Consider the following 15800-nt stretch of genomic DNA (forward strand, 5'->3'; position numbering starts at 1 on the left):
TGTTATGCTTTCATGGCCTCCCCAACCGGGATTACACTTCACTCCTAGTTTCACTACACCGTCATCTTCCAACTCGATGCTGCCAGCCACGCTTCTTTCTCTTTATAGTCCGGCACAATCTTCCCTACGAGACGCCAGAAGGACCGGTCATGATTGAGGTGGACCATGTGGCACATTTCGTGCACGACCACATAATCGATCACTTCCCGGGGAGCCATGGCAAGCTTCCAATTGAAGGTCAGCTTCCTTTTTGCATCACAGGTTCCCCATGTGGTTTTGCTGTCAGAAATCTTGATGGAATTTGGTTTAGATTTAAAATGATGTTGGTGAATGGAGATACTCTTCTCTACTAATGCCTTGCACTGCTGGTAATAAAAACGTTTCAAAGCCTGTCTGCTCCGTTCATCCTCCAGCTCTTTAACAAAAATATGAATGGCCTCTTCATCTACCTTGACATAATCTTGATTGATGGAAGGATCATGATGGACTTTTATAGGATAAGCCTTTCCTAAATACAGGAAGCGTTCCCCCTGAGCATAGACCTTTTCCTGCTGTCCTCTCAGCCGGTCCTGTCTTTCTTTCATGTTCTCAAGAAGCACATCCCATTTGTCCTCTACTACTCGAAGGATAGATTCATCTGGGGTGCCCTTAGGTGCATGCACCTCAACATGGCCATAGCTGTCCAGATAGATGCCGATGGATTTCCGGTTCTTATACTTGATATCAAAGCGTATCGTCTCACCTGAGAAAGTATGATTCATGATTTATCCCCTGTATCTGATCGTTAATCCTTTTAAGAAATTCCTGGCATATCGATCACCGCATATCTGGTAATTCTTATGGCCTTCCCTCCGTAAAATAGCACCCAATTCCCCTTTGGTGATCTTCACACCTGCATCATGCAAGATCTCAATCATATCTTCACTTGTCAAAGAGAGAGCGATTTTCACTTTCTTTAACAGAAGATTATTCACATGTTCATAGGTGATTTCCGGTCGTTCAGGCTGCCCCGGCTTTGGTTCCTGCTTACCTCTTTTAAAAGTTATGAAACCATTTAAGAAAGACTCGAACATTTCATCATCACATGCTATATGATTTTCGGTTATAGCAAGATCTTCCTCTGATTTTGTAAGTACCTTCATCACTTCTTCTTTAGACAAATCGATGCCGCCAAGCTTGAAAATCTCCACCATCTCTGTATTTTTAAGATCCAGTGCATAACGTAAGCGAATTAATATATCGTTATTATTTATATTCATTGGTAAACCTCCTGTTATTTTGCACGTGTCCTGCTCTAAATGTAATAACACTGATTCATTAGTTTACCATTTAAAGGACCTTGTAGATAGTACAAACACATCCCTTTGTCCCTCCGCTTAAGGTTTTGAAAAAAATAAAATCCCAGCGGTACTATCTATACCACTGGGATGAAGGGAGAACTATTATAGGTTTTCAATTCTTTTCATATCTTCTGCCGATAATTCAAAATCGAAAAGATCCAGATTGGATGCTTGGTTTTCACGATTGTGAGATTTAGGAATAACGACCACACCACGTTGGATTTGGTATTTTAGTAAGACCTGTGCCCCAGATTTTTTGTAGGCTTCACCGATTTCATCCAACACTTCTTTTTGATGGGCTTCGGCTTTCATAGGTCCCCATGCAACTGGTGTAATGCCCTCTTCTTTTACTACAGCAAGGAGATCTTTGTTCGGTTCTTTTAGATTGATTTGTATTTGATTAACCGCTGGCTTCACTTTAGCGAATTCTTTCAATTCTTCCAGATGATCTTTTCCAAAGTTTGAAACGCCGATTGCTTTCAGCTTCCCCGCTTCGTAATATTCTTCAAAGACTTCCCAAGTGTTTTTAAGTTGTCCTTTGTCTTCGATAGGAAAGTGAATAAGAAGCAGATCGAGGTAATCTGTTTGAAAGTTTTTCAGACTGTTATCGATAGCCGCCCGAGTAGCATCCTTTGAAGAAATATATTCTTCATCGGCAGGAACTTTTGTCGTTATAAATAACTCTTCTCGAGGCACTGGGCTTTCTGCTAAAACCCTTCCGACAAGTTCTTCGTTTCGATACATGATCGCTGCGTCTATTGAACGATACCCCAACTCAAGTGCTGATAAGAGTTCAGGAATTTCATTTGTTACCGCCGCGTTATAGTCATTATTTTCTTTACCATACGTATTTGTACCAGTACCGAGAATTGGCATTTTCAACCCATTATTAAGTGTTATGTATTCCATATTTTTAAGCACTCCCTCTTTATACTCAAATTATTCTGCTTTCAAAGTACATCATAGCAAATTATAGAATTTTCAAAAAGAAATCTGTATGAAGTCATAATTCTAGTTAGATATGAAACTCCCACTAACCAATGATGATAACCCTTTCAATTGAGACACAGAAATAGCATATTTGCAGTTGTTTTAGCACATAAAAAACTTTTCATTTGTTATCCAATTAAAGCCCTCGTTAATTTAAGTACATTTCTTCAGAATTTTAGCTTTTAATACAATTTCAATTTTAATATTTACAGTGGAATGCTGCTGGTATTTTTTCTGGCGAGACCCATTTCAACATCAATGTATGTTACACTTTAATGACAGGCATTATATGTCAGTAAAAGGGGTGCACATTTGGAAAATACGCATTTAATAGAAGTTGATGAAATTAAAAACCTTACCAAGGGACATGTATTATATTTTTCAGAGAAACAGAATCAGTATATTTCAAATGTAGTCGACTTTATTATTTCAGGTTTAGAACACAATGAATATTCTATCATTATAGAAAATGACCGGATTACTCCGTTGATTAAAAAAAAACTTACAATGTTATCGAATAAAAGTAGCTTAGAAAAAGTGGCGTTTGTCAATAATTATGACTTCTATTATGCCAAGGGAGACTTTAATATTAATTCTATATGGGATTATCTCCCCAAATTAATAACAGGATTTTCAGAACTAAATTGTGTTGTCCGAAGCTGGGCTCATGTAGAATGGCGGGATGAGCGGACAATAAATAAAAAATTATTGGATTCTGAAAATGAAGCGGATAAAATTGTCACCGAAACAAAACTTCTTTCTGTTTGTGCCTACGATTCAGAAAGGATTAGTAAAGAATTTGGGGAAGCCCTCCTAAAGTGCCACAATTTTCTTATAAATGATCAATTAGTTAAGCAACAGGACAAACCTATTACATCTTAAACCGGATAGCAATACTCTTAAAGTTAAGTCACTGGAGGTTAATCAGTGACTTTTTTTATTAATTTCCTTATTCCACTAAACTCCCTCTATAAAGAAAGAGATAACTCTTGTTTTCTCGTTTATCCTCAATATTCCTAAGAGTTTTATATAGCTGAGACATTTGAAGTATGGATAGATGTTGAAAGTAAGGGTAATTTTGGGCATAAAGAGAAAAAGAAAGCTAGACTACCAAGCCACTTTAATCCAAAAAGTGGTTAACTAGTAAAAGTATGGTCGCACTGGTGGATCTCCACATTTCTCACGGAGGTTAACCCTCCCATTTCTCACAGAGTCTATGCTCTAAAATTCCTTCGTCCAACCTTTCCATGAGGTGGATGTCAGTGATGCTGCCCAACAGGGTCTATGCCCGCACTTTAATTGTTTTACTGACTAATCCGTGCTTCAAATGTCTATGACTATAATCCTTAGAGAAATACCGAAAAACAACGATGAAACTTAAGCCGCGGCCTGTAATGAAGCCAGATGAGGAATGTCTTTCAACATTCTTTCTTCACTAAATTCACATTGCTTTGTGCCAATCGCAAATAAGATACCTTGTTACAGATGGCAATCATGGACTGCATCTTCTTCAAAGGGTTACTCTGACGAGTAATATAATAGTGATGTAAGGCTTTAAAGGCGGCATTCTTGGCAACCAACGGCATAGCTACTCGGAAGAGGAGAGCCCTGAGTGCCTTCCTTCCTCGTTTCGTGATTTTCGTTAGTCCCTTATGCTTTCCTGAAGTATTCTCCTTCAGGCTAAGTCCAGCCAATTTGATGATCTGGCGGGGATGGGAATAGTTCCTTATGTCGCCTACTTCCGCAAAGAACCCTGCCACTGTATCCTTGCCAATTCCCGTGATTGCTAACATCTGAGGAACACCAGGGATCTGTTCGAGGAGTTCTTCTATATCAGAATCCAATTCTTCGAACCTTTCGACTACCAATTCATACTTTTCCAGTAAAGTGCGAAGCTCTAATTTAGACATCTTTGAGCCTTCCCGAATGCCAATTGAGTCCTTGGCAGCTCGTTTCAGCTCTTGAATTTTACGGAGTCCAACCGCACGTTTTACAGTCTTTCTAAGGTGAGTAAGGATGTCTTGGTCCGATAAGAGTTCCAACTCATGTGGTAATACATTCAACCTCAATAATTGTAGTGCTGCTTTCCCTTCCCAGTCCTTAAAAACGGTGAGAAATTCAGGGAAATAACGATCTAACCAGTTGTGAATTTGCCCTTGAAGCATTTGTAAATCAACAGACAAAAGGTCGCGAATTTTTCTAGCCACACGAAGTTCTGCATAAACTCCTTGCGGAATTTGTGGCTCAGCGTACCTTCCGTCTTTGACTAACTGGGCAATCACTTTGGCATCTTTGACATCATTTTTAGTTGGTGAATTATCATCCAATTCTTTGGACTTCTTTACATGCATGGGATTCACCACCACAAACTTAATCTCTTTTTCCTTAAGGTAGTGAGCTAAGTTTAGCCAGTAATGTCCTGTTGTTTCCATGCCTATAATTAACTTGTCCATCTTGTTTTGGTCCATCAGCTGCTTGATCCAGCTTAAGAACAGATCGAAGTGAGCATGTGAGTTATCAAAATGACACGGGGTTCCAAACTCCAATCCCCTGTAATCTTGAGCACGCGCGACATGCTTGAATTTCGCAATGTCTACTCCTATAATTAGTGTTTGAGAAGTAATTTGAGCAATCTTTTCATTTTGGTTATAATTCATGTTGAAAGCCTCCTGGTAGATATGATTTTGTCCGTTTTGCTTGCCGGCTCAGGACACTCATATCATACCAAGAGGTTCTTTTTTTGTTCAAACCCCATTTTTCTTCATAACAGGAATGCTGCCCAATAACTGATTAAGGGCAATAGCCGGATCATCTAGCTGATCTTCGGTTATTGCCCCGTTAACAGTTACTGAAATCTCTAATAAAAGACCTAAGTTAAACTATAGCGCTTTAGCCTTAATCATAAAGCGATGCTGTTTCACTTCAAAAAATCCTTTTTCTTGAATAATGTTATGAATATCATACAATTTATTTTCAAATCTTTTCACACTAAAACCGGGTACTTGCCAAGGTATGGCTTTTAGATAATAAACTAATGCTCCCACATCATAAAAACGTTGAAAAGGGAATTCCTCTTGGCTATACAAAACCTGAAATGAATTTTTTTCAAGTTCATTTTTAGCAGACTTTAGGTTCCAATATAAAAATTCATTATTCACAGAAACACCAAGGGCTTCATTAATTCCAACACAATCTAAGCCACCTACCTGCTGTGTTAAAAATGAACCATTTTCTTTAATTATTCTTCTTAATTCTTTAGGAGAATAGGACTCGTGTTGGTTTAAGATTAAGTCAAATTGTTCATCTTTGAAGGGAAGTTTGGTATCTTCATCAATAGGAACTACCGTTACACCCAAAGGTTCAAGTCGTTCCTTTGCAATGGCTATATTCGGTTTGTATCCTTCAGTTGCAAAAACATTTTGAGGAAAGGGTCTAAGCATCGATAAAAACTCTCCGCCACCAGTGCCCATATCCAGCATAATATTTGTGCCTTGGATTAACGGAATTGCTTGGCTACCATATGACCAAGAAAGTAGGTCACTACTCATACGTCCAGTGCCTGCAATAAATGAGAAATCCCACCCTTTAAAACTTCTATCAACATCTTTAATTAAATTTAAAAATTGGCTATCTTTAATCATAATTTCCTCCCGTGTTTTTATTTTGAATTTCAAACAATTAGGGAGGACCCCGACAGTAATTAAAAAGTTGTTATATATTATGTTCAGATAGGTTCATACAAACTCCCCCCTTATTTTAATTATTTTTAACATATCATCTTATTTCATTACCTCTGCCCGTTAATTGAACAATTCCTTTATCCAGATAATAACATAACATCCCATAACCCTTTTGTTTATATTTAAATCCAAAATTTTTTAGAAAACAGGTTAAGAATTGGACGAGTTTCAAATTGATTAAGTTTCAAATATTCCGTTAACCTGCACTTTACTTGAACAGAGGACGGCTGCTTGTTCAGCAAACGCCCCCTTTAGCTGAACAAGCAAAGGGCGACCACTTTGCACAATAATAGCACGAGTAATAATTCTATTTTTCAATACAAGTACCTTACTGAGAGTCTGTATTTTCCAGTATAAAACTTTCCTTTTCGCCATTCCATTCAACGGTTACTTCAATAATGCTATCCTGCGGGATAATGCTGCCGTTCTTAGAACCCCCGTGAGACTCAATTACTTTTTTATCTAAGTCCTCTCTTGTCCCTTCACTACCTTCAGACCCCGTATCATAAGAATAGGATAAAGAGCTTCCAGCAATTTCACTTAATTCGCCCTTATATTCTAATTTAAAATCGCTTTGAGTCCTTGTGTTGTAATCGTTTATATCTCCTCCGGGGTCTTTGATGAAAATTTCTTCACCCTTGAAAACCAGTTCAGCTTCCCAGTTTTCACTTTCTCCCACAAAATTATAATTAAGTTCCTTAACTTCTTTTATATCATCCAGCGACTCATCTACACTATTTGATGTTGGATTACATCCACCTAAGATAAGAGAAAGAGATGCAAATACGATAATAATCCAGCTTTTCAATTATACATATTGCAAAGTTTTAGTTATTCATTAATCCTTCCCCTTACTTGAAAATAGTGCGGCTGCTTATTCAGCAACGCCCCCGTTATGGAAGTAGAACCAATATCGACCAATTCCTCATTCCTCATCAGAAAAGACCAAACTATGATAATATCTACCAGTTATAACATTTCTATATAATTTTTCACCATTTTTATTTTCTTCTATTTTAAAAATTCCATATCCACAAGCCATTACAGTATAGATTTCTCCCTCAGTTTGTTGCTTAGCTAGGATTACTGCATATTCCTTCCCAGGTTCCATTACATAATCATATTCGGATGTAAAGGACATAAACTTGGACTCTTGTTCTTCTTTAGTTAATTTATTTAAGCCCAATAAAGACACTCTATTTTCATCCCAAGCTTCAATTAAATTGGAGATCCTTAGGTCTCCTCCCTGAACATAAATTGTCTTCTTTCCAGACAAAGGGCTACCATCAATGGTTTTCTGCATCGTAACCTCTATAGGCGTATAGGGTCTATCGGTATAGGAATTTTCTGTCTTGGGCAATATTTTTGCCTCGCCAATAGAAAGAACCTTTATTTGCACAACAGATCCAGATGCTCTAAAGAGGTTTTCAGGCTCTCTGGGGTCAGAAACCCAGCTATTTTCACTTTCAATTGTCCCATAGATATCCTTTTTTTGTTGGAACATTTTACTCTCTTCTGCATTTTTAAATCCTGTATATATTTGATGCCCTGCGTGCTCCTGTATCATTTCAGGTTCCTGTCCGTCTAAACCCCAAAATAAAATGATTGATAAGGTCATACTTAGCAATCCTGCTGCTATCGCTTTCCTATTTAATAAGAAATTATTGTTGGATTTCCTCCGCCTAACCTCTATTTCCCTATCTATTCTCTTGGAGATATTCTCGATACGTTTATCACTAAGGCGATGGTTTTTGGGAAAAGAACTCAATTTATTGTGAAGTTCAGATTTATTCATAAGCTTTGCCCCCTATTTTTTTCGCAAGTGCTTTTAAAGCCCTGTGGTAAGTGAGATTTACCTTTGCTTCACTCCATTTAAGAGTTTGAGCAGTCTCTTGGACGGACAACTCGTTAATCCCTCGAAGCATCACTACATCATAATAGGATTGCTTTAGCAGCCTTATTGCAGTATACAGCTCAAATTTCATCTCGTTTAATTCAACGATGATTTCTGGTGAACGGGGAGTCACTTTTAACCCATTAAAACTTTTAAGACGATTTCGTTTTGTCTCTTCTTTCCTTCTTTTTCTACTTTCATCTATTGCGACATTTCTAGCAATGCTTATCAACCAAGTCTTTGGATTGGAATCCCTCTTGAATTTATCAATGTTTCTTACAGCTTTCACAAATGTTTCCTGAACTAAATCTTCTACATCTTTAGTGCCCGTATAATAGATAAGGAAATTGAATATGTCATTATAATATTCACTGAACCAACCTTTTACTTCATAGTCTTCTGCCATTCCTTCTCCCCCGAAAAACCTTTATATATATTAGACGTGATTTTTGTTGGTTACTTTCACACAAAAAACTTTTTTAATTTGTTTACGAATTAAAAAATGGGAACCTCTGTCTTTAAAGGTCCCCTTACTCATTTTATAATAACATCCATATAGAATTTTGTATGGTTATTCCATTAACCTCCCTCTATATAGAAAGAGATAACTCTTGTTTTCTCGCGTATTCTCAATATTCCTAAGAGATTTATATAGCTAAGACATTTGAAGTATGGATAGATGTTGAAAGTAAGGGTAAATTTGGGCATAAAGAGAAAAAGAAAGCTAGTCTACCTAGCCACTTCAATCCAAAAAGTGGATAACTAGTAAAAGTATGGTCGCACTGATGGATCTCCACATTTCTCATGGAGGTCAACCCTCCCAATTCTCACAGAGTCTATGCTCTAAAATTCCTTCGTCCAACCTTTCCATGAGGTGGATGTCAGTGATGCTGCCCGACAGGGTCTATGCCCGCACTTTAATTGTTTTACTGACTAATCCGTGCTTCAAATGTCTATGACTATCATCCTTAGAGAAATACCGAAAAACAACGATGAAATTTAAGCTGCGGCCTGTAATGAAGCCAGATGAGGAATGTCTTTTAACATTCTTTCTTCACTAAAATCACATTGCTTTGTGCCAATCGCAAATAAGATGCGTATGCGCTTGTTACATATGGCAATCATGGACTGCATCTTCTTCAAAGGGTTACTCTGACGAGTAGTATAATAGTGATGTAAAGCTTTAAAGGCGGCATTCTTGGCAACCAACGGCATAGCTACTCGGAAGAGGAGAGCCCTGAGTGCCTTCCTTCCTCGTTTCGTGATTTTCGTTAGTCCCTTATGCTTTCCTGAAGTGTTCTCCTTCAGGCTAAGTCCAGCCAATTTGATGATCTGGCGGGGATGGGAGTAGTTCCTTATGTCGCCTACTTCCGCAAAGAACCCTGCCACTGTATCCTTACCAATTCCCGTGATCGCTAACATCTGTGGAACACCAGGAATCTTTTCAAGAATTTCTTCTATTTCAGAATCTAACTCTTCGAACCTCTCGATTACCAACTCATACTTTTCCAGTAAAGTGCGGAGCTCTAATTTAGCCATTTTTGAGCCTTCCCGAATTCCAATTGAGTCTTTGGCAGCTCGTTTCAGCTCTTGAATTTTACGGAGTCCAACCGCACGTTTTACAGCCTTTCTAAGGTGAGTCAGAATGTCTTGATCCGATAAAAATCCCAACTCATGTGGTAGTACATTCAACTTCAATAACTGTAGTGCTGCTTTCCCTTCCCAATCCTTAAAAACGGTTAGAAATTCAGGAAAATAGCGATCCAACCAGTTATGAATCTGCCCTTGAAGCATTTGTAGATCAACAGACAAAAGGTCGCGAATTTTTCTGGCCACACGAAGTTCTGCATAAACTCCTTGCGGAATTTGTGGTTCAGCATACCTTCCGTCTTTGACTAACTGAGCTATCACTTTCGCATCTTTAACGTCATTTTTAGTTGGTGAATTGTCATCCAACTCTTTGGACTTCTTTACATGCATGGGATTCACCGCCACAAACTTAATCTCTTTCTCCTTAAGGTAGTGAGCTAAGTTTAGCCAATAATGTCCTGTTGGTTCCATGCCTATAATCAACTTGTCCATCTTGTTTTGGTCCATCAGCTCCTTGATCCAGGTTAAGAATAGATCGAAGTGAGCGTGTGAGTTTTTAAAGTGACAAGGGGCTCCAAACTCCAATCCCCTGAAGTCTTGAGCACGCGCGACATGCTTGAATTTCGCAATGTCTACCCCTATAATTAGTGTTTGAGAAGTAATTTGAGCAATCTTTTCATTTTGGTTATAATTCATATTGAAGGCCTCCTGGTGATATGATTTTGTCCTTTTTGCCGGCCAGCTCAGGACACTCATATCATACCAAGAGGTTCTTTTTTTGTTCAAACCCCATTTTTCTTCATAACAGGAATGCTGCCCGTTAATCCAATAACTTCAACAAAAAAAGCGTTAATCCTTCTTAGATCAACGCACCGCATGTTCTAGCACAAATATTCCCAAAGTAAAAAAGTGAAGTTAATTTATTCCCATTATAGAACAACCTTACTTACTAAGGTCTTTTGCTTTTCTTTAAACAACTTCCATGTATATTCTAAGTATTTACTATTTAAAGTATGCTCTTCTTTCATTGCCAACATCTCTAAATGGTACTGATCGTCTTCTCCAAATATACAATGTATCTTTAGAGTTATAGGGTGAATCGCATAATATAAATCATCGAATTGAGTATGGCAATTTGGACACAACACAATTAAATTATGGCTATTATCATCTCCTCGATGAACCTTGTTGTATGGTTGAATATGATGAGCCTCAGAATAATACTCACCGTTAGATTTCCGTAATCTATAACCACACAATTGACATTCATTGTCATACTGTTTCCGTAAATTCCGACTAATCTTACTATCTCGAACCATTCGTTGAATTGTTACTTTATTATTTTCAAGGTTTCTATTGTTATTCATGTCGTAATCTCCTATATCACTTTGGTTAACGTCATTCAATTCTAAATAGGAGCCAACATCTATTGCTCTTTTTTTCTGAGGTAAGATTTCCTGAATGTTATAACGCTCGTACAATTGGTTCTTGTTTTCAGTACGAATAATTGTTAAATATTCGTTAAGCGCATAATCTAAGGCAGTATTCATATCTTGTTCTAATAAGATTTTATAAAGACCCTTTCCATTAGTAGAGATAAGTATGTAAAGCATCATACTGCGAGTAAGTAAACTTTGATGTAACTTCTTGTTCCCAAAAAGCACTTTGTTATCTCGTCGCTCAAAGCAATTAAACAATTTATTTATCTTGGTATTATCCAACGGTGCATTTTCCAATACCAATAAGGAATCATTTGGATAATGAAGAGTTTGACGATAAGTCAAATATGTTTTTAAATGCTTAACCGTTACATCGTTTAATGAGAGCCATTCAACTAAATCGGAGTTTTCTTCTGTTCGCCTAACATTTCTTAGTCGCTGTTTTTCTAAGTCTATATCCGATAGTCTAAGTTTAATTACATCTTCTTGTTTAAACATATAAAAAAAAGAGAGAGAACAAACCAAAGGTAACATTTTTTCTTCATATTCATATCTAAAATGTAATTGATCACTAAACAAAGTACGTATCTCGTTAGGTGTCAAAAACTCAACACTATCTTCTCTCTCTTGTTCTTCAGAAACAAAAACCGATTTTACATTGTTCTGTAGCTGAAAATAGTCAAGTTCTTCAATGAATTTTTCCTCATACAAAAAATACAAAAATCGAAGCAAACTGGGACGCACGTTATTAGATTTCCTTCTTAATAAGGAAAGTCTTTTCTGACTAAAAATTTCACCATAGTTATTTCTTTCGACTTTATCAATTACGTTACTGTTAAAATAATCGTCGAGAATCACTTTATAACGTGAAAGTGTACTTGGTTGATACTGTGCCTTTTCAGTAGCAAACTCCATAAACCCTGACATGAGTATTTCATATTCTTCCAAATCAAACAGTTTTGTCACCCCCTTTTAATTTTATGACTATTTTACTAGCAGTGGAAGTAATAAATTTAGAAAATTTAGATGAATTGATACTTAAGAAAAAAATTTAACTATGGTAAAAAAATCCATACCGAAGAAACTTTTATTTATTAAACAATCCTGCCCCAATAATTGAACAAAGGTAATGGCGGTACCGATAGCTGACCTTCTGTTATTGCCGCGGTTTTGTGAAACAGTTGGATTGTGATAACCAAAGGGGTTATAACTTATAATCAGCTGGTATGTCCTTCTCCCTTATGAAGCGTAGGTCTCCTTTCGTTCTTGTGCAGGCTACATAAAGTTTACTTTTTGTTATTGCTGCCAAATCCATTAACTTATTCTTCTCGAATAACTTATAGGTAGTTTCATTCAACACCACACATACATGTTCATAAGAAATTCCTTTTGAGTTTCCCCAATTTTCACTATTTACTGTATATCGTTTTGAATTTTGATAGAAAAGTTTTTTTATTCTTTTATCCTCCAGAATATTCCTCATCTCTTCCTGATTCGAAATTAAGCCTATTTCAGAAGGGCTGGCGATTGCTGACTCAATACTTATCCCTATTTTATCCTTGACGAACTCACAAACGGTTGGTGTACATCTATGACTATAAACCAATGTAGTACTATCGAAATGAAAGCCCGACTCTTCAATTTTGCGCTGATATAAATTTAAGTTGTTATATAAGTTACTTAAATGATTGCCACGTCTACTAGAAGAAAATGTAGCTTGAAAAAAATCACCAACCAATGTGACTGGAATTTGTAAATTTGCTAAAGACAACATCCACAAGAAGTCATCCGAAGCCAAATCTTGCATTTCGTCAATAAAAACTTCATCAAAATAAGTATTAATTCTTTGTTTAAAATCAGGGATATTTTCAAGGATATATCTGGCCACTTTATTTGCGTAAATCATTTTTTTATCCTGGGTAAATGGATTTCGGTTTCTAAAGTGAGGAACCTCGAAACATATCTCTTTTACTGTGTATGGGCATAGGGGTTTAACAATAAATTTTAATAAGAACTCAAAATATCCATAGATAAATAAATTGTTTGGTATATGTCCGAATTTCCCAATTACTTTTTCCTTCAAATTCTCTTGGTTTGCTGTCGTATATGTGATGATCAGGATCCGCTTATTGTCATTTGATAATTGATTAATAATAAAGGTTGTTTTGCCTGAGCCAGCTACTGCATTAAGTACTTTTATGTTTTTTAATGCGCTATCCATTTTATCGCATCCTCAATATACGTAGGGATTGAAAATTTATCAATACCGGTGTCAGGGTTATCATTTGTAAAAAGGCTTAATAGTCGAAATGCTGACTCCGCTTTATTATTTAACATATAGCTTTGAACACCATTAGTCATATTCCCATTTGCCATATGCTCATCAATAAAGGAGAGATTGCTTTCATATAAACTGACTTCAAAAGTATTTAATTTATTATCTTCCTCTGCAAAGATTTTTATTTTTTCTGTTTCATAACTAGAATAACTTTTATGAATATTTGTATTATAATCATGGTCATTATCTGTAATAACAGCTACTTTTTTGTTCAATATTTTAGCTAATTCTAAATATCTTTTAAATGTCTTTCCTCCGCATGATAATATTGTCACTGAATCGTTATAAGGTTCGTTCCCATGAATCCATTTATAAAATTCATTAAGAAGAATATATTCGGCATCACCCTCTACTAAGAGCGCCCGATCTGAAAGGATAAAATTAAGGACATTATTGTCCGGAGCTTTTTCAAAAAACTTCGCTGTTTCTAATGTCAAATTGTCTAGCTTTGTAATACCCGATTCACTAAAAAACACAGCATTTTTCAGATCCAACCTAGAAGCAATCATATTGCTATGAGTTGCAATAAAAGTTTGTTTTTCATCCTCTGCAGCTATTATCCTATCTATTAATTTATGCATATTCAGATAACTTAAATGGTTTTCTGGTTCCTCAATTATTATGACATTTGTATCTTCGTTAGAATTAGCAAGCATAAAATCGGTATTAATAAAAGTCTTTTCACCTTGGCCTAAATTTTCTATAAATATCCCTGATTTTTCTACTGAAATATTGTCTTGAAAACTGTTTTCTGATTGTGTATTTAGTTTGATTTTTAAGTCATCTGAGCTCTCTAAAGCAAATTCCGTGTAAAGATTATCTGAAAATTGATGAGTTAAATTTCTGTATTCATTGTTGATTCTATATCTCAAGGATCGGTCTGTTTTACTTTCATATATCCGATTTACAAATTCTTTCATGGCATGTTTTGAATTTATTTTAGTGTTATCCATATATGAATATCTAATGAAATTTGGATATTTGCGGAAACTACTATACGATCGATCAGAAAAAGTATTAAATTCTACATTATAATATTCAAATGGAAATATATTTGTTTTTTCAAGTGAATCTGCAATTAGCTCTGAAAGGTCCTCATTGGGACAAATCCTCATTTTCAAACCATTCTTCTCAGTACCTGTAGAGTTTTTCTTTCCGTTTATTTCATGATTAACCTCATCGTTGGTTATGAATAATTCAACCTCAACTATTGGCAAATCACCATACTTTTTTTCACCGCTCATAAACTCTTGAATAACTTCTACGTTAAAAAGAGTATGTACACCCAATTTCTCTATAAATGAATAGCTCCCACTTAACACGCAAGATATGGCCATTAATATTGACGACTTCCCTACACCATTTTCTCCAATTAACATATTCCTACCACTATTAAAAGAAATAGTAGTATCCTTAAACCTTTTAAAATTAGTTAATTTTATTTCTTCTATCATACAAATCCCCCTTACAATTTTCAGGTGGATAACTATGTTTATAACCTTAGATTATGATGTCATTGATGCTGATAAGTTGATTAATAACTCTTAATCCTTTCGCTATCCATCACTTAATACCAATTATTTCAAATTTTGTGTTATTGAGCAATACTCTTGTTCCATTAAATGGCCCTTTAATTGAATAACACACCTTATATTAATGAAAAAACTTTAGAGCTGGGAAAACCCTTCAAGCTTTCTGTGTACTTGGTTCCGGAAAAAAAATATGCCTTAAAACTATCACCCTCCAACTAACTTTATTGAAGGGGTGGCCGGGGAAACTACTTTCTTGTATGTATGTGTGAGTCCAATACAAAACGACCACTAATAAAGTGATCGCGGGTAAAACCAAAAATTCTTGTACTGGGCAGAGTTATGTTATTTTTGCAGCAGCATATCGACGTGAGGGATATTATCTTCTAGATAGGTTTCAGAGATGGCCTGAAAGCCAAAAGAATTATAGAATCTCCTCAGATAATCTTGTGCTTGAATTTTGACCGTTGTTTCATTTAACTCTTTCTGAATAAACTCCAGCCCTTTACTCATAAGTTCCTCTGCAAGTCCCTGCCCTCTGTATTCTTTCTTTACAAAAACTCTTCCAATAGAAACTTCTTGATACGAAACACCTGCTGGTAAGATCCTTAAATAAGCAATGATTTCTTCATTGTCTTCTTTATAAAGATGATAGGAAAACGGATCTTTTCCATCCACTTCGAGGTAAGGGCAATTTTGTTCAACCACAAAAACCTGGGTTCTTTCTTTTAAAAGATTATATAATTCCGTATTTGTCAGCTCATCGAATTTCTTTAAATTCCAGCTCATTAAGTTTCACCTCTATTTTTTTGTAAAAGAAACAGCGCGTGATGATATTGTTCGGTCAAGCTTAATCATATCAGCTAACTCTTCTAAAAAGAACTAACAGGATTGGGTTTAGATTGTATGCTAACGATAGCACAGTGGATCCCTGAGCAAA

Annotated in this window: 13 protein-coding genes and 1 pseudogene; 1 reads left to right on the forward strand and 13 read right to left on the reverse strand. The window is 36.1% G+C overall.

The annotated features are described in order from the left end of the window. Positions 1-53: 53 nt before the first annotated feature. The 3 genes from ACOJQI_RS11635 to ACOJQI_RS11645 form a co-directional block, all read right to left on the reverse strand. A complete protein-coding gene (locus ACOJQI_RS11635; RefSeq protein ID WP_421377902.1) occupies positions 54-761 on the reverse strand; it encodes a M48 family metallopeptidase in 708 nt (235 codons plus the stop codon). Positions 762-764: 3 nt separating this feature from the next. Then, the gene (locus ACOJQI_RS11640) at positions 765-1259 is read right to left on the reverse strand and encodes a DUF1456 family protein (RefSeq protein WP_421377904.1); all 495 of its coding nucleotides are present in this window, start codon (positions 1257-1259) and stop codon (positions 765-767) included. Between the two features lie 183 nt (positions 1260-1442). After that, positions 1443-2249, reverse strand: a complete 807-nt coding sequence (locus tag ACOJQI_RS11645) for an aldo/keto reductase (protein WP_421377906.1) — start codon at positions 2247-2249, stop codon at positions 1443-1445. 393 nt (positions 2250-2642) lie between these two features. Between ACOJQI_RS11645 and ACOJQI_RS11650 the strand changes: the two genes are divergently transcribed. After that, entirely contained in the window at positions 2643-3212 is a 570-nt protein-coding gene (locus tag ACOJQI_RS11650) for an MEDS domain-containing protein (RefSeq protein ID WP_421377908.1), read from the forward strand. Positions 3213-3707: 495 nt separating this feature from the next. Here ACOJQI_RS11650 and ACOJQI_RS11655 read toward each other — a convergent pair. The 10 genes and pseudogenes from ACOJQI_RS11655 to ACOJQI_RS11700 all read right to left on the reverse strand — a co-directional run bounded on the left by ACOJQI_RS11655 (position 3708) and on the right by ACOJQI_RS11700 (position 15649). Continuing rightward, positions 3708-4987, reverse strand: a pseudogene (locus ACOJQI_RS11655) (IS110 family transposase). A 222-nt stretch (positions 4988-5209) separates the two neighbouring features. Next, positions 5210-5971, reverse strand: a complete 762-nt coding sequence (locus ACOJQI_RS11660) for a class I SAM-dependent methyltransferase (RefSeq protein ID WP_421377910.1) — start codon at positions 5969-5971, stop codon at positions 5210-5212. Between the two features lie 427 nt (positions 5972-6398). After that, positions 6399-6878, reverse strand: coding sequence for a hypothetical protein (locus ACOJQI_RS11665; protein WP_421377912.1), 480 nt, complete (start codon positions 6876-6878; stop codon positions 6399-6401). Positions 6879-6995: 117 nt separating this feature from the next. Then, positions 6996-7865 carry a hypothetical protein gene (locus tag ACOJQI_RS11670; RefSeq protein WP_421377914.1) on the reverse strand — a complete coding sequence of 290 codons (870 nt, stop codon included), beginning with the start codon at positions 7863-7865 and terminating at the stop codon, positions 6996-6998. After that, positions 7858-8370, reverse strand: coding sequence for an RNA polymerase sigma factor (locus ACOJQI_RS11675; RefSeq protein ID WP_421377916.1), 513 nt, complete (start codon positions 8368-8370; stop codon positions 7858-7860). The genes ACOJQI_RS11670 and ACOJQI_RS11675 overlap by 8 nt, the downstream gene beginning before the upstream one ends. A 593-nt stretch (positions 8371-8963) precedes the next feature. Further along, positions 8964-10250 (reverse strand): IS110 family transposase, encoded by a 1287-nt coding sequence (locus tag ACOJQI_RS11680; RefSeq protein WP_421377919.1) that lies wholly within the window; start codon positions 10248-10250, stop codon positions 8964-8966. 233 nt (positions 10251-10483) lie between these two features. Further along, positions 10484-11959, reverse strand: coding sequence for an HNH endonuclease (locus ACOJQI_RS11685; RefSeq protein ID WP_421377921.1), 1476 nt, complete (start codon positions 11957-11959; stop codon positions 10484-10486). A 238-nt stretch (positions 11960-12197) separates the two neighbouring features. Next, on the reverse strand, positions 12198-13214 hold the full coding sequence (locus tag ACOJQI_RS11690) for a hypothetical protein (protein ID WP_421377923.1): 1017 nt from the start codon (positions 13212-13214) through the stop codon (positions 12198-12200). Continuing rightward, positions 13199-14785: an ATP-dependent nuclease gene (locus ACOJQI_RS11695; protein WP_421377925.1), complete on the reverse strand. Its 1587-nt coding sequence runs from the start codon at positions 14783-14785 to the stop codon at positions 13199-13201. Before ACOJQI_RS11695 ends, ACOJQI_RS11690 begins: the two co-directional genes overlap by 16 nt. 420 nt (positions 14786-15205) lie before the next feature. Next, positions 15206-15649 (reverse strand): GNAT family N-acetyltransferase, encoded by a 444-nt coding sequence (locus ACOJQI_RS11700; RefSeq protein WP_421377927.1) that lies wholly within the window; start codon positions 15647-15649, stop codon positions 15206-15208. Positions 15650-15800 lie beyond the last annotated feature (151 nt).

The organism is Bacillus salacetis (assembly GCF_049177075.1).
Taxonomy (GTDB): domain Bacteria; phylum Bacillota; class Bacilli; order Bacillales; family Bacillaceae_B; genus Rossellomorea; species Rossellomorea salacetis_A.